This window comes from Salicola sp. Rm-C-2C1-2 (genome assembly GCF_040196175.1).
Taxonomy (GTDB): domain Bacteria; phylum Pseudomonadota; class Gammaproteobacteria; order Pseudomonadales; family Oleiphilaceae; genus Halospina.
Map to the genome: position 1 here is coordinate 82,707 of NZ_JBEFNF010000007.1, position 20,624 is coordinate 103,330.

The 20,624-nt window shown below is 60.6% G+C and carries 20 protein-coding genes; 7 read left to right on the plus strand and 13 right to left on the minus strand.

What is annotated here, in order from left to right:
- Nucleotides 1–164 precede the first annotated feature (164 nt).
- Nucleotides 165–1,496, plus strand: a complete 1,332-nt coding sequence (locus AAF659_RS12100) for a DASH family cryptochrome (RefSeq protein ID WP_349752145.1) — start codon at nucleotides 165–167, stop codon at nucleotides 1,494–1,496.
- Here AAF659_RS12100 and AAF659_RS12105 read toward each other — a convergent pair.
- The 6 genes from AAF659_RS12105 to AAF659_RS12130 form a co-directional block, all read right to left on the minus strand.
- A complete protein-coding gene (locus tag AAF659_RS12105; protein ID WP_349752016.1) occupies nucleotides 1,489–2,052 on the minus strand; it encodes a TetR/AcrR family transcriptional regulator in 564 nt (187 codons plus the stop codon). The genes AAF659_RS12100 and AAF659_RS12105 overlap by 8 nt on opposite strands.
- The gene (locus AAF659_RS12110; protein ID WP_349752017.1) at nucleotides 2,045–3,139 is read right to left on the minus strand and encodes a flavin monoamine oxidase family protein; all 1,095 of its coding nucleotides are present in this window, start codon (nucleotides 3,137–3,139) and stop codon (nucleotides 2,045–2,047) included. Before AAF659_RS12110 ends, AAF659_RS12105 begins: the two co-directional genes overlap by 8 nt.
- A gap of 3 nt (nucleotides 3,140–3,142) precedes the next feature.
- A complete protein-coding gene (locus tag AAF659_RS12115; protein WP_349752018.1) occupies nucleotides 3,143–3,310 on the minus strand; it encodes a cupin domain-containing protein in 168 nt (55 codons plus the stop codon).
- Between the two features lie 182 nt (nucleotides 3,311–3,492).
- Nucleotides 3,493–4,113, minus strand: a complete 621-nt coding sequence (locus AAF659_RS12120; RefSeq protein ID WP_349752019.1) for an SOUL family heme-binding protein — start codon at nucleotides 4,111–4,113, stop codon at nucleotides 3,493–3,495.
- 89 nt (nucleotides 4,114–4,202) lie between these two features.
- A complete protein-coding gene (locus AAF659_RS12125) occupies nucleotides 4,203–5,828 on the minus strand; it encodes an acyl-CoA synthetase (RefSeq protein ID WP_349752020.1) in 1,626 nt (541 codons plus the stop codon).
- 121 nt (nucleotides 5,829–5,949) lie between these two features.
- Nucleotides 5,950–8,463: an acyl-CoA dehydrogenase gene (locus tag AAF659_RS12130; RefSeq protein ID WP_349752021.1), complete on the minus strand. Its 2,514-nt coding sequence runs from the start codon at nucleotides 8,461–8,463 to the stop codon at nucleotides 5,950–5,952.
- Nucleotides 8,464–8,631: 168 nt separating this feature from the next.
- Between AAF659_RS12130 and rfaH the strand changes: the two genes are divergently transcribed.
- Nucleotides 8,632–9,114 (plus strand): transcription/translation regulatory transformer protein RfaH, encoded by a 483-nt coding sequence (rfaH, locus tag AAF659_RS12135; protein ID WP_349752022.1) that lies wholly within the window; start codon nucleotides 8,632–8,634, stop codon nucleotides 9,112–9,114.
- Nucleotides 9,115–9,124: 10 nt separating this feature from the next.
- On the opposite strand, the gene AAF659_RS12140 is transcribed toward rfaH, so the two are convergent.
- From AAF659_RS12140 to AAF659_RS12155, 4 genes are read right to left on the minus strand one after another with little or no spacing between them, the layout of a single operon-like run.
- Entirely contained in the window at nucleotides 9,125–9,877 is a 753-nt protein-coding gene (locus AAF659_RS12140) for a pteridine reductase (protein WP_349752023.1), read from the minus strand.
- Entirely contained in the window at nucleotides 9,870–10,979 is a 1,110-nt protein-coding gene (locus tag AAF659_RS12145) for a tRNA nucleotidyltransferase/poly(A) polymerase-related protein (protein WP_349752024.1), read from the minus strand. Before AAF659_RS12145 ends, AAF659_RS12140 begins: the two co-directional genes overlap by 8 nt.
- Complete coding sequence (gene trmL / locus AAF659_RS12150) at nucleotides 10,979–11,449, minus strand: tRNA (uridine(34)/cytosine(34)/5-carboxymethylaminomethyluridine(34)-2'-O)-methyltransferase TrmL (protein WP_349752025.1); 471 nt, start codon at nucleotides 11,447–11,449, stop codon at nucleotides 10,979–10,981. The genes AAF659_RS12145 and trmL overlap by 1 nt, the downstream gene beginning before the upstream one ends.
- Entirely contained in the window at nucleotides 11,450–12,628 is a 1,179-nt protein-coding gene (locus tag AAF659_RS12155) for an acetyl-CoA C-acetyltransferase (protein ID WP_349752026.1), read from the minus strand.
- A 143-nt stretch (nucleotides 12,629–12,771) separates the two neighbouring features.
- Here AAF659_RS12155 and cysC point away from each other — a divergent pair, with 143 nt between their 5' ends.
- Together cysC and AAF659_RS12165 are read left to right on the plus strand one after the other, a co-directional pair.
- Nucleotides 12,772–13,386, plus strand: coding sequence for an adenylyl-sulfate kinase (gene cysC, locus AAF659_RS12160; protein WP_349752146.1), 615 nt, complete (start codon nucleotides 12,772–12,774; stop codon nucleotides 13,384–13,386).
- A gap of 5 nt (nucleotides 13,387–13,391) precedes the next feature.
- On the plus strand, nucleotides 13,392–15,164 hold the full coding sequence (locus AAF659_RS12165) for an SLC13 family permease (RefSeq protein ID WP_349752027.1): 1,773 nt from the start codon (nucleotides 13,392–13,394) through the stop codon (nucleotides 15,162–15,164).
- A gap of 5 nt (nucleotides 15,165–15,169) precedes the next feature.
- On the opposite strand, the gene AAF659_RS12170 is transcribed toward AAF659_RS12165, so the two are convergent.
- Nucleotides 15,170–16,360, minus strand: coding sequence for a DUF418 domain-containing protein (locus tag AAF659_RS12170; RefSeq protein WP_349752028.1), 1,191 nt, complete (start codon nucleotides 16,358–16,360; stop codon nucleotides 15,170–15,172).
- 73 nt (nucleotides 16,361–16,433) lie between these two features.
- Between AAF659_RS12170 and AAF659_RS12175 the strand changes: the two genes are divergently transcribed.
- Both AAF659_RS12175 and AAF659_RS12180 read left to right on the plus strand, forming a co-directional pair.
- On the plus strand, nucleotides 16,434–17,195 hold the full coding sequence (locus tag AAF659_RS12175; RefSeq protein ID WP_349752029.1) for a YdcF family protein: 762 nt from the start codon (nucleotides 16,434–16,436) through the stop codon (nucleotides 17,193–17,195).
- 2 nt (nucleotides 17,196–17,197) lie between these two features.
- On the plus strand, nucleotides 17,198–17,845 hold the full coding sequence (locus AAF659_RS12180; protein WP_349752030.1) for a DUF3047 domain-containing protein: 648 nt from the start codon (nucleotides 17,198–17,200) through the stop codon (nucleotides 17,843–17,845).
- A gap of 76 nt (nucleotides 17,846–17,921) precedes the next feature.
- Here AAF659_RS12180 and secB read toward each other — a convergent pair whose 3' ends face one another.
- On the minus strand, nucleotides 17,922–18,434 hold the full coding sequence (gene secB, locus AAF659_RS12185; RefSeq protein ID WP_349752031.1) for a protein-export chaperone SecB: 513 nt from the start codon (nucleotides 18,432–18,434) through the stop codon (nucleotides 17,922–17,924).
- A gap of 68 nt (nucleotides 18,435–18,502) precedes the next feature.
- The gene (locus tag AAF659_RS12190) at nucleotides 18,503–18,919 is read right to left on the minus strand and encodes a rhodanese-like domain-containing protein (protein WP_349752032.1); all 417 of its coding nucleotides are present in this window, start codon (nucleotides 18,917–18,919) and stop codon (nucleotides 18,503–18,505) included.
- A gap of 154 nt (nucleotides 18,920–19,073) precedes the next feature.
- Here AAF659_RS12190 and gpmI point away from each other — a divergent pair, with 154 nt between their 5' ends.
- Entirely contained in the window at nucleotides 19,074–20,624 is a 1,551-nt protein-coding gene (gpmI, locus tag AAF659_RS12195) for a 2,3-bisphosphoglycerate-independent phosphoglycerate mutase (protein ID WP_349752033.1), read from the plus strand.

The window sequence follows — 20,624 nt, forward strand, 5'->3', positions numbered from 1 at the left end:
TTGCATGACTTCCCGCCGGCCCGAATCAAGAAAACGTTGGCCGGTAGATGGGAGCTGTCTGCCGCTAGCTCAGATGCTTGGACGCTGTTTCCAGAAGAACTGTGTCAGGCGCTCTGTCGTACCAATGACATTGGATTGGCGAACCGGAGGCCGCCTTGCGATCAATGATGTGGTTTACGCGGGATCTGCGCCTGGATGACCAGCCGGCACTTCAGCGGGCAGCGCAAGCCGATATGCTGCTGTGTGTGTTTGTGATTGATTCTTACTGGTTCCAGCAGACGAAATGGCAAGCCAAGCCCATGGGCCGGCATCGCTGGCGGCTCCTGTGGCAGTCGCTGCATGCGCTTGACCTGAATCTGCGCCGATACGGTCAACGTCTTCACATCGCCATCGGCGAGCCTTCATCGGTCATAACGCGCCTGGCACGCCAGCACGGTATCCATGACGTATTTGTATCCCAACAGCCAGGGACTGAGGAGCACAGCCAAAAAGAGTATGTGAAACAGACCCTAACAGACCGAGTGCAGCTGCATACCGTTGAGACGGCAAGCCTGTTCAACGAGTCATCGTTGCCTTTTTCACTGGGTCAGCTGCCAGGGACCTTTTCGCAGTTCCGCAAAGCCGTCGAGACCCAGAATCTGAAGCATACACCCTCGGTCGCCCCGCCAACGGCACTACCGCCACCGCCCGGGTTAAGCGAGGACAATCGCGCGCAAGTGCCCAACGTTGACCCTGTCGCATGCCCGCTATTTGAAGGCGGGGAGCGACCTGCTCAGGAAAGACTCCGGTACTACCTGTTCGAAAGTCATCGCATCACCACCTACAAGCAGACTCGCAATGCGCTGGATGAGGTTGATGCTTCCAGCCGCCTCTCGCCGTGGCTGGCTCTCGGCACACTATCGCCACGACGCACCGCTAATGAGATCGCCCGCTATGAAGATGAGCATCATGCCAATGACTCAACCTATTGGCTCTGGTTCGAGCTTCTCTGGCGGGAGTTTTTCCAATGGTACGGGCTTGCGCATCATCAGCGACTGTTTACCGGCTCTGGGGTAAGAGGTCGTCGCGTTCAGACGAGTTTCTATCCTCACCGATACAAGGCCTGGACCCAGGGCACCACCGAGTGGCCACTGGTTAATGCCTGTATGAATCAGCTGCGTGAGACTGGTTGGATTTCCAACCGTGCCCGCCAGATCGTCGCCAGCTGTTTCGTGAATGAGCTGGAGCTGGACTGGCGCTATGGCGCAGCCTGGTTTCAGGAGCAGCTCGTCGATTACGACGTGGGCAGCAATTGGGGTAACTGGCAGTACCTCGCTGGCGTTGGTGCGGATGCCAAAGACCAACGCTGGTTCAATCTGGAAAAGCAGCAGGCGCAGTTCGATCCGGACGGCAGCTTCATCGAACGCTGGCAGGGCCACACCACTGGCAGGCCCACGGCGCGTCACACGGTGGATGCGGCGGACTGGCCCGTAGAACCGGGCAAACCACTCAGCTGAGACGGCACCGCAGCGACGCGACCGCCTGGTCATAACTTGACAGATCACCCGCCAGCCGAGCAGCTATCTGAGCGCCTTCAGCGACTGCCAGTGCACCTGCCGCCTCCTGGTCACTGCCCTGAGTCAGCCCCAAACTGGTGTCAGATAGGGCGGCAGTGAACCGGGCCTCGAGCCAGGCCAGCATTGTGCGCCGGAACTGGCTGATTTCGGCCTGGACGCGCTCGTCCAGTGCCTGAGGATTCGCCGCGCAGGCCACACACAGGCACAGAGTTGTGCAATTGCCCAGCGCCTGGCGATAGAGATCCAGGAACCCGTTTATGGCCCCTGCTGCTGTAGAGCTGGTGCTTTGAATCCGTACCAGTTCCGCCTGAATATGCCCCCGGTAACGTGCCACCAGGGCTGCAATAAGATCAGCCTTGGCCGGAAAGTGATAATGGATACTGGCCTTGCGAATGCCGACCTCACGACTCAGATCGGCATAGCTGAAGCCGTCAACGCCCTGTTCTCGCGCCGCTTGTTCTGCTGCTTCCAGAAGACGGGTTCGAGTGTCAGCCATCCGAATACGCCTCCAGCAATACCCGCGTGATGGCCTCAGCCTGCTCCAGAGCGCCCTCCATGTAGCCGCCGTTAACGCCTGCCATCTCAGACGCACCAAACAGCAGCCGCCCCTCCCAGGCACCGGTGAGCGAGTGTGGCAAGCCATAGGTCGGGTGCTGGGTGGGAGGGATCTGATCCGCCTCTGTCGCGGTTTCGGGTGCCACCGCCCAGTCACGCAGAAAGGTCTGCACCGGTGCCCGGGCCTGGGAACCGAAAAGCCGTTCCAGCTGCGCCTGGGTAGCAGCGACGAGCTCATCGGGGTGATCACGGCGGATGTGAGCCGGCACCCCATAGAAGCCAAAAAGAGCACCAGGACCGCCCGAGCGTGGCGTCGCATCGTGGATCTCCATCAACGGCCCACTGCGACTCATGACGTCACCGGAAAGCCCCTCCTGTCGCCAGAACGGCTCATCGTAGACTGCCAGAAACTTGGCGACACCCGCCATCCAGGTCGGCGTATCAGCCAGAAGCCGGCGTTCACTGGCACCCAGCGCTGGTTCGAAATGCAGCTCAGCGGCAACCCGTGGCGGCAATGCCAGCACGATACGATCAGCGTGCCAGCAGGATCCGTCATCCAACGTCAGCTGTCCGTTGGCGAAAACCCTCCGAACAGGTGCCTGCAAATGCACTTTCTGCTCCGGCAGTCGCGACGCCAGGACGTCAGTAAGCGCGCCGGCCCCGCCCTCGATGCGAAGAGATCCCTCCATACTGGCGTACCCTCTGCCGCGTTGGACCTGACGCTGTGTGTCTTCAAACAGCAGATCCCCCGTGCTGTATTGCTCGAAGACCGCAAGTCCCAAACGATCACAAAGCCCAGCCATGCGCGGCTGTGTCGACCAGAACCAGGCCGGCCCAAGATCGAAGCCCACGCCCATGCAGGTCACGGATTCGACGCGCCCACCCAGCCGCTCCCGCGCCTCAAACAGCTGGAAATCAAAACCCGCTTGCTGCAGGCGCTCAGCCAGAGCCAACCCCGCAAGACCGCCGCCCACAACGGCTACCTGAGTGTGGTTCCTGCACGCGGCGCCATGCTCTTCAGATGCCATGCGTTACGCCCCTGACTGCTGAATGCGTTGCAGATGGCCTGTCTTCATCCAGAGGCTGGCACCATCCTGACCCGCAACTGCCTGGTAATCGCTATCCGTTAATGATCCCCCCAGTACCAGGATTTCAATGGCGTCCGATGGCACCACCTCTTCGCCTACACGGTCGAGCATCCGACGCTCTACCCCGGGCATCGGAGATCCGACCCAGGGCTCAGTCTCTGTATGGATCAAAGCCGATCGTGAAAAATCCGCATTAATCTCCATTAATTCTCTCGGTATTTAATGAACCAACTACCTACTCGTAGGTAGGCTAACAGCATAACTACAAGGCACAAGCGCTTTGTTTCACGCTATCAACGCTTAACCGGGATCATTATTTCATTGTGACGCAGGAACCAGGGTGTGAAGGGGGGATTGTAGCGGGCCCAGATGGGCTGACCGTCAGCTTCAAGCCCCTCCTTCTCAACCCAGTCCGTCAGCCTGGCAAGATGTTGCTGATAGCGCTCGCTGCTCCAGGTTCCGGAATATTCGATAACCGCAACACGACGCTCGGGGACAGCACGCAGTGTCACTTCTGGATCAGTGGGTTCGGGGAGAGTTTCGAGCGTATACGCCTCAGGCATCACAAAAGACACGACCCATCCCCCCTCAGCCCGTCGCTGGCCAACAGGGGCCGTCATCGCGATCTCCTCTGACGCAGCAGTTTGAGTCACCGGTGAGGTCATCGCGATGTCCTGCTCAACCCTGTTTTCACCGGATATGTACCCGAAAAGCCGCTCGAAGGCTTCGCCCCCTGCCTCTTCCAGTGTTGCCTCAATCTGGGTCTCGGCAACGATCACGCTGTCGTAATCCCGCAGCTCAAATGGCGCTTGCTGTCTGACGGTCTCATAGGAGGGCTGCTCCGTGAACGTACTGCACCCCTGGACTGCGCCCAGAAGGCACCCGAAGGCGAACAGCCTGACCAGTATTCTCATACCAATGCCCCAATAAGCAATTGCCAGGCCATATTACGCCAGCGTCCGGGATCCTGATCACCGCTGGCGCAGTCGTCCTGAGTCCGCCGTCAGGCGTTTCTGGCTTCATCCCGCAGCACAAACTTCTGAACCTTGCCTGTCGAGGTCTTGGGGAGATCCTGGAAGCAGACTGTCCTGGGCACTTTGAAACCGGCCAGATGCTTACGGCAGAACTCAATGATGGCCTCTTCGCTAACCTCGCCAGCTACGTCTTTAAGGGTGACGAAAGCGCAGGGGGTCTCGCCCCATTTCTCGTCCGGGCGCGCCACTACCGCAGCCTCAAGTACGTCCGGGTGTTTGTAGAGTACGCCTTCCACTTCAATGGTTGAGATGTTTTCACCACCGGAAATGATGATGTCTTTGAGACGGTCCTTGATCTCGATGTACCCATCTTCGTGCCAAACCGCCAGATCGCCAGAGTGATACCAGCCACCACGAAACGCTTCCTCCGTGGCCTTGGAATTCTTGAGATACCCCTTCATCACGGTGTTACCGCGCATACAGATTTCGCCGACACTTTCGCCATCCTTCGGGACCGGCTCCATGGTTTGCGTGTCCGCTACCATCAGCCCCTCAAGCGTCTGGTAACGCACACCCTGCCGCGCTTTTATTGCGGTCCGCTCTTCCAGGGGCAAATCGTCCCATTCGGGTTTCCAGGCGCAGACGGTGACGGGCCCATAGGTTTCCGTCAGGCCATAGACGTGCGTCACCTCAATGCCCATTGCCTCAATAGCGCCGATTACACTTGCGGGAGGAGCAGCGCCGGCGGTCATGGCCTGTACCGGATGATCAATACTCAGTCGCGCCCCGTCTGACACACTCAGCAATGTATTCAGCACGATGGGCGCACCACACATATGCGTTACCTGATGCTCACGGATGAGATTGAGAATCTTCTCCGGGTCTACCTTGCGCAGACACACATGGGTGCCACCAAGCGCGGTGACCGTCCAAGGGAAACACCAGCCGTTACAGTGAAACATGGGCAGGGTCCATAAGTACGTCGGATTCTCACCCATGGACCAGATCATCTGATTGCCAACCACGTTCTGGAAGGCGCCGCGGTGATGGTAAACCACCCCTTTGGGATTCCCCGTAGTACCTGAGGTGTAGTTCAGTGAAATAGCATCCCACTCATCTTCCGGCTGGGTCCACTCAAAATCCGGGTCGCCCTCGCTCAGGAGGGTCTCGTAATTCAGGTCACTGACCGGTTCTCCCTGACCAAACTCCGGATCATACACATCCACCAGCAGGGGCTGGGTCTCAAGTTTTGCTGCAGCCTCCCGGATCACCGCCGTGAACTCACGATCCACCAGTACCACCCGAGCCTCGCTGTGCTCAAGCATATAGGCAATGGCATCCACATCCAGCCGGATGTTGAGCGCGTTCAGAACTGCCCCCGTCGCAGGAACGCCAAAATGGCACTCAAGCATTTCCGGGATGTTCGGCAGCATCGCAGCCACAGTCTCGCCACGACTGATACCTCGACCCTGAAGTGCGGAGGCCAGGCGCCGACAACGCCGGAAGGTCTCCTGCCAATCACGGCGGATCTCACCATGGATAACGGCCGTGCGTTGAGGATAGACGCTGGCGGTGCGGGCAATGAAATCAACAGGTGACAGCGGACTGTGGTTAGCGGCTGTCTGCGGGAGGTTCTGATCGAAGATTGAGGTCATGGTCATCATCCCCGGAACGGTTGTGGTTGGCGGGTCGCATTTACCCTGAACCTAACGCCTCCGGAGACCGACGGGAATTAGACGATGGTAGCAGGGCGACCCTGCTACCCGAGCCCGCCCGCTAATTCATGGGTTCATCTTCCGCCTTGGGCCGCTCAACCAGCTCCAGACGCCCGATTGAATCCTTGGCCAATGCCTCAAGGCTCTCCTTGGAGAAGGCATCCACACGGATGGTGTCGTACATGGCGGCCATAGCCTCGGAAACGCGCTCACGCTGCGTATCATCCAACAACTCACGCTCCTGAGCCCAATCGAGCAGCTCCTCACGCTGATGGCCTAGCAGCATCTCGATGTCCTGGAGCTCATCCGGGTCCGACTTGCGGATGGCATCATTGATCCTTTGGCGGGCGGGTTCTGTCTCCCGCGCCAGACGCAGCGCATGCAGAATGCGCCCAACCGCATCCTCCGGGTCCTCGGTGTGATAGACGCCACGCGGAATCCGCTCCTTGGCACCGCCTTCTTTCACGATACTCAACGCCACACGCTGCCCCAGCTCATCATCAGGCCGGCGCAGGCGCACGCCTAACGGAAACACCAGCGCTTTCAGCGGCCAGCGAAGAGGCTTGACTGGGAAATTGGTCACAGCCTCGTAAAGCGCGCTCTGGATGTCGTAAAGCGACTGCTGCAGACTCCATTCAACAAGGTCGCGGGTGGCTTCGTCATAGCCTTCCTCATGCCACTGCTTAATGGAGGCCGACGCGTAATAGAGCCCGACCAGCGCATCCGTCATGCGACCGGTGAACCGCTGGCGCCCTTTGAGGCTGCCCCCAAGCGTCAGAAGGCTGACATCCGTCAGCACCGAAAAGGCGGCGGCGAAGCGCGAAAGCTGTTGATAATAACGCCGAAGGCCACCTTCGCCGGGCGTCGGTTGTACACGCCCGCCAGTCACCCCGAGGATCACAGAGCGCAGTACGTTACGACTAGTATGGGCAATGTGCGCGAAGAAGACACCGTCGAACTTACGCACAGCCTGACCGGAATTGTCCATGCCAGCTGCCTCGATCTCCTGCACGATGTAGGGATGGCAGCGTATGGCGCCCTGGCCAAAGACCATCAGGCTGCGGGTAAGGATGTTCGCCCCTTCAACGGTTATGGCGATGGGGATGGCCTGGTAAATCCGCGCCAGGAAATTGCGCGGTCCCTTAATGACGCCACGCCCGGCTACCACATCCATGGCGTTGGTCACGACCTTGCGCATCAGATCCGTGTTGCGATACTTCAGCAGCGCCGAGGGCACCGAGGGTTTCACCCCACGATCAAGCATGCCGGAGGTGAAGAGTCTGGCGCTGTCCATCATCCAAGTGTATCCGGCCATAGGCTCCAGCGCTTCCTGAACACCCTCGAAGTCACTGATCGAGCGCCCGAACTGTTCTCGCACCGCCGCATAGGATCCGGTCGTCAGGCAGGCCATCTTGCCCCCGCTGGTACCCAAAGCCGGCAGCGAAATGGAGCGCCCGATGGACAGGCACTCCAGCAGCATGCGCCAGCCCTGTCCGATCATTTCGCGCCCGCCAATGACCTGCTCCTGGGGAATGAAGACATCATCGCCCCAGGTTGGGCCATTCATGAAAACGGTGTTCATAGGCAGATGCCGGGCGCCGTGATTCACACCTTCCGTCTCCGCCGGCACCATCACCGTGGTCACGCCCAGATCGTGGTCATCGCCCAGCAGATGATCCGGGTCATAGACCTTGATCGCCAGACCGATCAGCGTAGCCACCGGTGCCAGGGTGATGTAACGCTTGTTCCAGGTGACCTTCATACCGAGCACTTCCTGGCCGTTCCAGTAGCCCCGGCAGATGACGCCCCGGTCCGGAATGGCCCCCGCATCCGAGCCAGCCACAGGTGACGTCAGGGCGAAACAGGGGACTTCGTCGCCCTTTGCCAGGCGTGGCAGATAGTACTGCTTCTGGTCATCCGTGCCGTAATAGGTGATCAGCTCGCCCGGGCCCAGGGAGTTGGGCACCATGACGGTAACCGCCGCGGAGACCCCCCTGGAGGCGAGCTTCATCACCACCTCGGAGTGCGCCGTGTTCGAGAACCCGAGCCCGCCGTGGTTTTTGTCAATCACCAGACCAAAGAAGCCTTTCTCACGGATGAACCGCCAGGCCTCCTGTGGCAGGTCGTAACGCTCATTGGTAATGGACCAGTCGTCCAGCATGGCGCAGAGCTCGTCCACCGGTCCATCGATGAAAGCCTGCTCTTCCTCGGTCAGCTTGGGATGCGGCAAGCTCAACAGATGGTTCCAGTCGGGCCGGCCGGAGAACAACTCACCATCCCAGTCAACGCTGCCGGCATTGAGAGCCTGCTGTTCCGTGTCTGAAAGCGTTGGCAGCATGCCCCGGACCACGCCCAGAAGCGGGCTGCTGATCAGCTTGCGGCGCACAGGCGAGGGGATAATGACCACCAGCGTTCCCAACAAAAGCGCGGTTCCGATGAAAACACTCAGCCAGTGCCAGCCGTCCAGCCAGAACCCAACGCCCGTTGCAATAACGAGACCAGCAGTACCGAGCCACCAGTTGGCCCCGAGATAGAGCAGTACCAGCCCCGCCAGAAGCCATAGAAGAACACTCATGATGATCACCTCCTTTCTACCGATATCCCCGCCCCTTGCGGCGGATATAATCCACCATAGGGCTCTGACCGCCCCTGAAAAAGGCCCTTTTATCAATATCCGTCTTAACCTGCTGACAATTGCACACTAGAATGAAGTATTAAGCAGTAACGGAAGGGATTTCTTTCTATGGCATGGTACGCCTTACAGCACAAACCCGCGCAGGCCGAGCGCGCCGTAGCTAACCTTGATAATCAGGGCATTGAGTGCTTCTTCCCGCAGATCGACGTGGAGACAATTCAGGGCGGCAAACGCCGCCTGAGGCGCGAGCCGCTGTTCCGTGGTTACCTGTTCATCAACCTGGACCTGACGGATCCTGTATGGCACAAGCTGCGCTCAACCCGGGGCGTCGTGCGGGTGGTGAGCTTCGGCAACAAGCCCGCGCCGATCGCCGACGAGATCATCCAGAGCATCCGTAAAGGCCTGGAGTCAGCCGCTAACGCTGGTGGTATCCACAAGGGCGACAAACTTGAGATTCTGGAAGGCCCCTTTCGTGGGCTCAATGCGGTTTTCCAGGAATACGATGGGGAAACCCGGGCCATGGTATTAATCGACTTCCTGCAGAAGCAGCACCGGGTATCCATGGATCTGGATCAGGTCAAGCCGGGCTAGAAACCAGACGTCAGGCGGAAACGCTGCGGCCGCCATCCACGTTCAGAACCTGCCCGGTGACATAGGGTGCATCACACGCCAGCCAGGCCACGGCGCTCGCAATGTCCCACGCCTGGCCGGTTCGGTGAAGAGGCACCTGCTCGAGAATTGTCTGCCTGGTCTCCTCTGACATCGCATCACCAGCGTCACCCTCCGGCCATAACACCGCGCCCGGCGCTACCCCATTGGCTCTCACCGCGGGCGCCATGTCTCTTGCCCACGAACGGGTCAGCGACGCCAAAGCCGCCTTGGTGGCGCAGTAAACCGGGTGATCCGGCAGCGGGCGCTCAGCATACACATCGATCAGGTTTATGATACAGCCATGCTGATGTTTCAGCTCTGCGGCAAGCGCTTCCACCAGGAGCACAGGCGCACGCAGATTGGTGTCCATCAGACGCCCCCACTGCTCCATGCTCAACTCGCCCACAGGTGTAGGGAAGAACTCAGAGGCATTGTTCACCAGAACGTCGAGCCGGGACCAATAGTCTGCGGCCTCGCGAGCCAGCGCCTGAACCGCCTCCGGGTCTCGCAGATCGGCCTGCAGCGCCACGGCAGAGCCAGCGCGCTCATCATTAAGGTCTGCCACCAACGCTTGCGCATCAATGGCCCCGCTGCGGTAATGCACCACCACCCGATAGCCCCGCTCATGCAGAGCCCTTGCCGTAGCGGCACCCAGCCGTCTCGCCGCGCCGGTCACCAGCGCCACCCCCCGGTATTCATTCATCCTCGGCGTCTCCATCAACCACCCGTTCAATCGCCTGTCGCCGGTTAGCCGATATGGCCTCCCCCAGTGCCTTACCGCGATACCCTTCCGCCATCAGAGCCTGAGGATCCACCGCAGCGGCCCACGCGCGCGCCTCACGCACCCGGCCTGCTGCCTGTTCGCCCAGACCACAGGCTTCCATCACCACCAACAGCTGTTCAAATCGTTCCGGGCGCCGCCAGCCATCCGCCTTTTCCAGCAACTGCGCGATCCAGTCCGCTGTCAGTGGTTGCGGCCAGCGCGGCAGAGTCACTGCGCTCACCGCAATATCCCGGCAACTGTTGGGCACCCGCAGCCGATCACTGAATTTCTGAGCCGTGTCCTCATCCAGCCTGGCCAGCAGCGCCGCATAACGCACTTCAGTGGCGTCACTAAGGCATACGGCCTGCGCCAGCGCTGCCAGACCCTCTTCCAGGACCTCGGCGTGTGAGACGATCTCCGGCATCACCACCGCCAGGGCCCCGCAAGCGTCCAGAACCTCAAAAAAGACATGAGGGCACGGCTCATGAAGGGCTCGACGGGTTTCTTGCCAGACCCTCTCGGGCACCAAATGATCCACTTCGCCCGCTGCCACCATCGAGCGCATCAGGGCCATGGTTTCATCCGCCACTGCGAATTTCATCGGGGCAAGACGGGCAGCAAAACGAGCCGTCCTCAGGATACGCAGCGGATCTTCCGCAAAAGCCGGAGAGACATGGCGCAACACCCGGTCCGCAAGGTCCTGCTCACCCCCGAAAGGATCCACGAGGTTTCCGTGGGGATCCCGGGCCATGGCGTTAATGGTCAGGTCCCGACGTTGCAGGTCGTCTTCCAGGGTGACATCCGGGGCGCTGTGCACCTCAAACCCGTGGTAGCCATGACCACTCTTACGCTCCGTGCGAGCCAGCGCGTATTCCTCATGCGTCTCTGGATGAAGAAATACGGGAAAATCAGCCCCCACCTGCCGGTAGCCGGCCTCCAACATCTGATGCGGGGTGGCGCCAACCACCACCCAGTCACGGTCCTTCACGGGGTTCCCAAGCAACAGGTCACGGACTGCGCCACCCACCTCATAGATCGCCATCAGGCACTTCCCTCAAAACCGAGTTGCCGCCAGGCTTCGAAGACCACGACGGCAACCGCGTTGGAAAGGTTCAGGCTGCGCCGCTCAGGCACCATCGGCAGGCGCAGTACATGCCCCTGCGGCAAGCCGGTCAGTACCTCATCCGGAAGACCACGGGTTTCGGGGCCAAACATCAGTGTATCTCCGGAGCAGAACGCCACCTGATGGTGACCCTGCGTACCTCTGGTGGAAATCCCAAACAGCCGGCCCCCACGAATGGATTCCGATTCCAGAAAGGTGCGATAGCTGTCATGCACCTGGACACTGGCGTACTCGCGATAATCCAGCCCGGCGCGCTTCATTCGCCGGTCGTCCAGCTGAAAGCCCAAAGGCTGGATCAGGTGCAGGCGGCAGCCAGTGTTGGCTGCCAGCCGCATAATATTGCCGGTGTTAGGAGGGATCTCGGGCTCATAAAGCGCAATGTTCAGCATTCAGCGCTCCACCGCAAGCGCAACCCCCATGCCACCGCCAATGCACAGCGTGGCGAGGCCACGCTGCACCTCGCGCCGACGCATCTCGTGCAACAGGGTCACCAGTATCCGGCACCCCGAAGCGCCGATGGGGTGACCCAGGGCAACGGCACCACCGTTGACGTTCACGCGTGAGGTATCCCAGCCAAGATCCCGATTGACGGCAATCGACTGAGCGGCGAACGCCTCATTGGCTTCGACCAAATCAAGCTGATCAACCCCCCAGCCTGCCCGTTCCAGAGCACTACGGGTTGCGGGGATGGGGCCGGTTCCCATGATCTCTGGCGCTACGCCGGCATTGGCGTAACCGCGGATGGTCACCAACGGCTCAAGCCCCAGCTCCTGAGCCTTTTCGGCGGAACACACCACCACAGCAGCAGCCCCGTCGTTCAGAGCCGAGGCATTACCGGCAGTCACCCCGCCGTCTTTCTGAAACGCTGGCTTAAGGCCGGCAAGCCCCTCCGCGGTCACACCCGGTCGGGGATTCTCGTCCGTATCCACGACCTTGGGATCACCTTTGCGCTGAGGAATACTGACCGGAACAATCTCATCACTGAAGCGCCCGTCGTTGATGGCCGCTTCTGCCTTCTGTTGAGACGCAGCGGCAAACGCATCCTGCTCCTGGCGGGTGATGCTGTATTCGCGGGCGATATTCTCGGCGGTCACTCCCATGTGGTAATCGTTGAACGCATCCCAGAGACCGTCCTGAATCATGGAATCGAGCATCTGCCAATGACCGAGCTTCTGGCCATTACGGCTGTTGGGCAGCACATGCGGTGCCTGGCTCATGCTCTCCTGACCACCAGCAATAATCAGGTCCGCATCCCCACAGCGGATCGCCTGAGTTGCAAGATGCAGAGACTTGAGCCCGGAACCACAGACTTTATTGATGGTCATGGCGGGCACAGCCTCAGTAAGCCCGCCCCCGATCGCCGCTTGGCGTGCGGGATTCTGGCCAACGCCGGCGGTCAGAACCTGTCCCAGGACCACCTCATCCACCTGATCTGAGGTAATCCCAGTATCGCCAAGTAACTGGCGAATAACGGTGGCGCCTAGCTGGGCCGCGCTCTGACCCGCAAGGCCCCCTCCAAAAGTGCCGATGGCGGTACGCTTTGCGGCGGCAATGACAACATCACGCATAGTTGAGTGCTCCTGTTTACCCGGTTTTGCGATAGTTTATCAGATGCCGGCAGGGCTCGGCCCCGCCCCGGCATTGCACCGAGCATGGACACTGGATGAAAATACTCGCCTTTGCGACCCCGGTATCAGTTGAGGAAGGATCCATCGTGAGCGACCAAATTGTCTGGCATGATCACAAGATTTCGCGCACCGAGCGCGCCAGTATCAAATACCAGCATCCCTGCCTGCTGTGGTTCACCGGGCTGTCAGGTTCAGGCAAGTCCACAATAGCTAATGCCCTGGACGTCGCGCTGCATAAACAGGGCTATCACACCTTCCTGCTGGATGGTGACAATGTTCGCCACGGCCTCAATCGTGATCTCGGATTCTCCAACGAGGACCGGGAAGAGAACATCCGGCGCATCGGGGAAGTCAGCAAGCTGTTCGCGGACGCCGGCCTGATCGTGCTCAGTGCTTTCATTTCTCCCTTTGCCAGCGACCGCCGGCTGATACGCAACATGTTCCCTGCTGGCGAATTCATCGAGGTCTTCATGGACACGCCGCTTGCCACCTGTGAGAAACGCGACCCCAAAGGCCTTTACCAGCGGGCGCGCAGCGGCGAGATCCGGGACTTCACCGGCATTGACTCCCCTTACGAAGCGCCGGCGCACCCGGAAATCACGCTGGACACCTCCAACCTGAGCGTGGATGCCTGCGTTGACAACCTGCTCTCCTACCTCAAAGAGCGTGACCTGCTCAAACAAAGGGATGACACCTGACCACTATGGAATGGGAAGCGGCGTTTACCCTGGCCACCCTGGTCACGGTTCTAAGCACCCTGATCTTCACTCGTCTGTCCGCGGACCTCGTGCTGATGACGGCGATGGCGGTCATGCTGATTCTGGGCATTCTTTCCCCGGCCCAGGCGCTCGCCGGATTTTCCAACCCGGGGGTGGTCACCATCGCCACTCTTTATGTCGTCGCGGCCGGGCTCAAGGAAACTGGCGCTATACAGTGGCTGGCCCGCCACCTTCTGGGTCACCCCTCGGGTACCTGGCGGGCCCAGGCACGGCTTGTTGTCCCCACTGGCCTGATGAGCGCCTTCATGAACAACACGGCTGTAGTGGCCATGTTCATCCCGGCAGTCCAGGACTGGGCGCAGCGCTTGGGCATTCCCGCATCACGGCTTCTGCTGCCACTGAGTTACGCCGCCATTCTCGGCGGGACCTGCACATTGATCGGGACCAGTACCAATCTGGTGGTCGACGGCCTGCTCCAGTCCCGGCTGGGGATCCAGCTTGGCCTCTTCGAGCTGGCCTGGGTGGGGTTGCCGCTGCTGCTGATCGGCGGCACGTTTCTGGTGCTTTTCGCCAACCGTATGTTGCCCGACCGCGGAGGCATCAGCGAGGACCTCGACGCCGTTCGCGAATACGGCGTCGAGGTGGAAGTCGATGAAAAGGGCCCGCTGACCGGCAAAACAGTTGCCTCAGCGGGGCTCCGCGCCCTCAATTATGGTTATCTCACAGAGATTGAGCGTGACGGCCACCTGATTTCGCCGGTCGAACCCACGCGCGACCTTAAGGGAGGAGACCATCTGTATTTCGTGGGCGCCCCCGAATGTGCCAGCGAGCTGCGCCGCATTCAGGGGTTGCGGCCCGCCAATGTCAATGTTCAGAAGCTGGAGCTGGCCAACCATCAGCGCTGTCTCGTGGAGGTTGTTCTCGGGCCAGAGTTTGCAGGATTGGGGCAGACTGTGCGCGAGAGCCGCTTCCGCTCGCGGTTCAATGCCGCCATTCTGTCGGTTTCACGCGAAGGCAAGCGGGTTTCCGGCAAGCTGGGTGACATCCGCCTGCGCATGGGCGATACCCTGCTGCTTGAGGCCAGCCACGAGTTCGTGGAACAGTACCGCTTCCGTCGTGATTTCCTGCTGGTAAGCGCGCTCAACGACTCGACGCCGCCGGACTTCAGCCGCGCCCCGGCAGCTCTGGCCATTCTTGCGGGCATGGTGGCGCTGAGCGCCAGCGGCCTGCTCAGCATCATGGAAGCGGCCTTTCTGGCCGGAGGGTCCATGATCCTGTTCGGCTGCACCAGCGCCTCGCGCGCCCGCCGAAGTCTGGACCTGCCAGTGCTGGTGGTTATCGCCTCATCCTTCGCTCTGGGCAATGCCATGGATGAAACCGGCGCTGCCCAGTGGGTGGCCGGCAGCCTTCTGGGAAGCGGTGACCTCTCACCCTGGGTCGCTCTGGCTATTGTCTACCTGCTGACGGCGCTGTTCACCGAAGTCATCACCAATAACGCAGCAGCCGTACTCATGTTCCCAATCGCTCTCGCTCTGTCCGAGCAGTTGGGGGTGAACTTCCTGCCATTTGCCATCGCGGTCATGTTTGCCGCCAGCGCCAGCTTCATTACACCGCTGGGCTACCAGACCAATCTCATGGTCTACGGCCCTGGCCGGTACCGTTTCACGGACTACATGCGTATGGGCGTGCCACTGAGTCTGTTGGTTGCCGCCACCGCCATCACGCTGATCCCCCAGATCTGGGGGTTCCACGGCTGACCCGCCTACCGGCGCGCCACCTGATACGTGAATCGCCGCCACAGCCACTCGGCAGGTCCAGTGCGCCAGTACCGAAGCCACAGTGGCGCAAGCACCAGTAACACCAGCCAGACCGCTAAAACGAACTGCAGCTGAACCAGCCGGGGCGTGGCCTCAAAGCGCCCGCCAGTGTAGAAAAACGCTGTTCCCAGAACGGAACACAGCAAGTAGGCACTGAGCGCAACCTTGCCGACGGCCCTGACGCGCTCAGTAACCCCTTTCAGGAACCCCCGCCGGAGCGCCAGCATCACCAGCGATGCCCACCCCAGTGATACCAGAGGCCCCGCCCAGAGATTGAACTGACGACCCGCATAAAGCGATTCCGCCATCCGCCACTCATGGGTCATGTTGTAGAGAACGCCCCACTGACATAAGGGCAGACCGAGGCCGAACCCCAGCAGCGCAAGGCGGCGATAGGGCGATTCCGGCCAGCTCCCGGAAAAAAAGCCACTACGGTAAAGAGCCATACCCACCAGCATCAGTGCCAGCACACGCCACCCCGACTCAGTCACCAGCATGCTCGGCCAGCTTTCGAAGAGGACCATCAGCCGATGCTCAAACTGAGCGGCCCAACCTCCCCGGTAAGCCTCAATCTCCTGCTGCACGAGAGTGGAGTCGGCGCTCCAGAACTGTTCGCGGAAGGCCTGATACTCATCAGCCGGAATCCAGTTCAGTATTCCGCTCATCAGCAGCCCAAAGGCGAAAGGAACCAGATAGAACAGCAATGCCCACCCCATGAGCCGGGCGGGCGGCAGATGCCTGAATCGCGCTGCAATGACCCCCACAACGGCATACAACAACAGAATGTCGCCGTACCAGATGAACACCAGATGGACCAGCCCAATGACACCCAGTGCCCCCATTCGACGTCGTATCAAACGACCCGCTTGAAGCCCCTCAGCGGCAAGCCGGTCACCCTGAATGACCAGTCCTGCCCCGAAAAGCGCTGCCAGTAATGGCATGAAACTGTATTCAAACAGAAGGTGGGAGACGAACCAGACCCAGAATTGCGCGCCCTCAAAGCTGCCAGTGACGCCAGGATTCAGCTGGGCGGTTGACACTTCCGCAAAGGTACGAACATTGACCACGAGGATGCCAAGAATGGCCAGGCCACGCAGCACATCGAGGCTGGGGAGACGGTTCGGAGGCTTAGACATGCCCCAATTCTGATGGGCCCACCCGTAGTGTCAAATATTTCCCGCATGGAACAGGATCGGGTACCCTTCCCGTATGCTGCTGACGAAACTTATTGCCGCCTTTTTAAGCCCCCTGCCACTGGTCTGCCTGATCCTTTTAATGGCAGGTCTCCTGCGCCTGCTGAGACGCACTCGTCTTGCGGCCACCGCCGCCGGCCTGGCTGTCATCCTGTTTCTGGTGTTCTCTGTCGAGCCCTTGGCCCGCTGGCTGATCCTGCCCCTCGAAACCCGCTACGATCCCGTCAGCCAGCCGCAAGCCTTCCGCGACATCCGCTGGATACTGGTTCTGGGGTCCAGCGCCTCTGGGGATGCCGACGCACCACCGACGACCCGACTCAGCGGCATTGCCAGTCTCCGCCTTGCCGAAGGGCTGCGACTGCAACGCGCACTGCCCGAGAGTACCCTGGTGCTCTCCGGGGGCAGCGTCTTCGGCAGCGCCCCCAGCGCCACCGTCATGAGCCGTGCTGCCATCGCTATGGGGGCGGATCCGGAGCGCCTGCGCATTCACCCCAATCCCCGCAACACCCGTGAGGAGGCTGAATTCATGCGCGAGGCCGCAGGCAACGACCCCTTCCTTTTGGTCACATCCGCGTCGCATATGCCACGGGCCATGCTGCTCAATCGCAAGGCTGGCCTTAACCCGATTCCGGCGCCCACCGCCCGCCGTGCCGCAGGCACTGCCGTGGCGAATGACCCCGCCTACTGGCTGCCTTCCGCCCAGGCTTTGGAGATGAGTGAGAGCGCCATCCATGAGTACCTGGGGATTGCCTGGGCCTGGCTCCAGGGGCATATCTGAGGATGGGGCGAGCTGTACTGATTATCCTGATTCTACTCAGTACGCCCAGTATGGCGGATCAAACCTTTTCCCCCGAGGCCATTGCCGGGTGGCAGCATCACAGCTTCGCAGGCAAAACCGATTACGAGCTGGTAACAGTGGATGGCCGCGAAGCGGTGCGCGCGACCTGCAAAGCTGGCACGGCATCAGGGCTCTATCTTGAAGAATCGATCAATCTCGACGAAACGCCCATTATCGAGTGGCGCTGGCGGGTGGAATCCGTCTATAGCGGCATCGACGAACGCAGCCGGGACGGTGACGACTTTCCTGCCCGGATCTACGCGGTCCACGAGCCAACCTGGCTGCGTTGGAAAACACGAGCGCTCAACTACGTATGGGCCAGCACAGAGCCTGAAGGCAGCAGCTGGACCAACCCTTTCCAGTCCCGTGCCCGGATGATCGCGGTCGACTCAGGAAAAGCCGGCGGAGAGAATCAGTGGCAGACCGTCACAAGGAACCTTCGGGCGGATTTCAAAGAACAGCATGGCGAGGTCCCGGAGCGCATTACGGCTCTGGCCATCATGACTGATTGCGACAACCACAAAGGCCAGACCCGCGCCTGGTACGGCCGGATCCAGCTGCGAAGTGCCGGCAACCGTGTGGCGGATTGAATAACGATCGTGAGTTAACGACCGCCATTAACGCCACCGGTATGGGGAAGACGTGCGCGGGCTCGGAGCAGGCGGCTCAGTGGCTCTGCTGCTCCGCCTCGCCCGCCTGCTCCTGACGGCGACGCTCAAGCGCCTGTTGATAGATGGCGTCGAAGTTGACCGGGGCCAGCATCAGCGGCGGGAAGCTGCCCTTGGTGACCAGCGTATCGACCGACTCGCGCGCATAGGGGAAGAGCACGTTGGGGCAATAGGCACCCAGCATCTGGCCCAGGCGACCCTCGTCGAAGTTGCGCACCACGAAGATTCCTGACTGCTGCACTTCCACGATATAGGCGGTTTGCTCACCGATCTTGGCCGTCAGGGTCAGCTGCAGTACAACTTCGTACTGGTCTTCTCCCAGCGCGGTATGGCTGGTATTGAGGTCCATGCTGACCTCGGGCTTCCACTGCTCCCGGAAGATACTGGGCGTGTTCGGTGCCTCAAAGGAGCTGTCCTTGATGTAGACGCGCTGCAGTGCGAATTGTGGCTGGTTGTCATCGCCCTGCTGAGCACCCGCGGCGCCAGCCTGTGTCTCGTTATTCTCCGCCATTGCGTTATTCCTGTGTGCTGTTGCTGCCAGGGCCGCCGATCCGGCCCATTATGTCACCGGCGGGCTGTTTACTTGGTGACCGGTAAATTGGCGTTCCGCCACTCCACCATACCACCCGTAAGCCTCGCCACCTGAAGCTCCTCACGATTGGGAATCTCCTTAACGGCCATGCCCGAATGCTGGCCCGCCTTGTCCGCGAGGATAATCAGTTTGTCCTTGTGTTTCCGGAGCTGGTTCCCACTTTCTTTAAGTTTCGCCATGGGAATGTGCTCGGCGCCACGGATGTGGCCTTCAGAAAACTCTTTCTTCTCGCGGACATCGACCACCACGGCCTCATCCCGATTCAGCATGAGCACGGCCTCCTGCGGTGCCACCTTACGCCCCGCGCGACTGCTTTCCACCCAGAAAAGCGCCAGCAGCAGTACAAAAAAGGCACTGACAAGAATCCAGTGATTGAGGGCAAATTCGAATATCTGTTGGATCATTCTCCGCCACACCTGTGTGCGGGCCAACCTGGCCCTGTTCGTTCAGCGGCGATTATACACAGGGCCCGGCGGCGACGACAGGTGCGCCAATGGCCGGGGCGTACGTAATCAGGTTAGAATCAGGGCCTTTCGAGGCAACCCGGAACCCGACGACATGAGTGACAGACGTCAGACAACCGCGCTCATCATCATGGATGGCTGGGGCCAGCGCGAGCCCACCGATGACAACGCCGTCAGTCTTGCCCAAACCCCGGCGTGGGACCGGCTCTGGTCGCAATGCCCGCGGACGCTGCTGAATACCGACGGTCTCGCCGTGGGACTACCCGAGGGCCAGATGGGCAACTCCGAGGTCGGCCACATGAACCTGGGTGCAGGGCGCGTGGTCTACCAGAGCCTGACCCGCATCAGCCGCGACATTGATAATGGCGCCCTGGCAGAGAACCCGGCATTGGGCGGCGCCATCCGCGGCGCCATTGCAGCGGACGGCGCGGTTCATGTGATGGGGCTGCTCTCCCCTGGCGGCGTACACAGCCACGAGGAGCACCTTTTCGCTGCCTGTCGCATGGCCATGGAACAGGGCGCGCGCCGTGTCTATATCCACGCCTTTCTGGACGGCCGGGATATGCCACCGCGCAGTGCCCGCCAATCGCTGGAAAAAGCGGACGAGCTGCTGCGTGAAGCCGGCGTGGGCCGTGTTGCGTCGGTTATCGGGCGCTACTTCGCTATGGACCGAGACACCAACTGGGACCGCATCGAAAAGGCTTACAACCTGCTCACCCTGGGCGAGGCCGAACACCGCGCCGATTCCGCCGTGCAAGCACTGAAAGCTGCCTATGAGCGGGGCGAGGACGATGAATTCGTCACCAGCAGCGTGATCGCGGCGCAAAACGAATCGCCGGTCACCATTGATGATGGCGACGCGGTCCTGTTCATGAACTTCCGCGCTGACCGCGCCCGCCAGCTGGCACACACCTTTGTGGACCAGGATTTCAGTGGTTTCAAACGCCGCAGCGAACCACGCCTGTCGGACTTCGTGATGCTGACGGAATACGAGGCCAACCTTGATACCAGTTGTGCCTACCCGCCCGAGCCGCTGCCTAACATGCTAGGCGAATACGCCAGCAATCTGGGACTGAAACAGCTGCGCATCGCGGAAACCGAGAAATACGCCCACGTCACCTTTTTCTTCAATGGCGGGCGTGAGGAACCTTTCGCGGGCGAGGAGCGCATTCTGGTCCCATCCCCCAAGGTCGCCACCTACGACCTCCAGCCGGAAATGAGCGCCCCGGAAGTGACCAGGCGCCTGGTTGAGGCGATCAACAGCGGTCAGTACGACCTGGTGATCTGCAATTACGCCAATTGTGACATGGTAGGCCACTCCGGCAGCATCGAAGCGGCGACCAAAGCGGCTGAGGCCGTGGACAAAAGCGTCGGCCAGGTCCTGGAAGCCCTTGAAGCCAATGGCGGCCAGGCTCTGGTCACCGCCGATCACGGCAACTGTGAGCAGATGCGTGATGCCGCAACCGGCCAGCCCCATACGGCGCATACCACCCTGCCCGTTCCGCTGGTTTATGTCGGCAAGCGTGAGCTCAGCCTGCGGGAGGACGGTGCACTCTGCGACATCGCGCCCTCACTGCTGTCCCTTATGGATCAGCCACAGCCCGCGGAAATGACCGGCCAGACGCTGATCCAGCCCGGGGCCTGA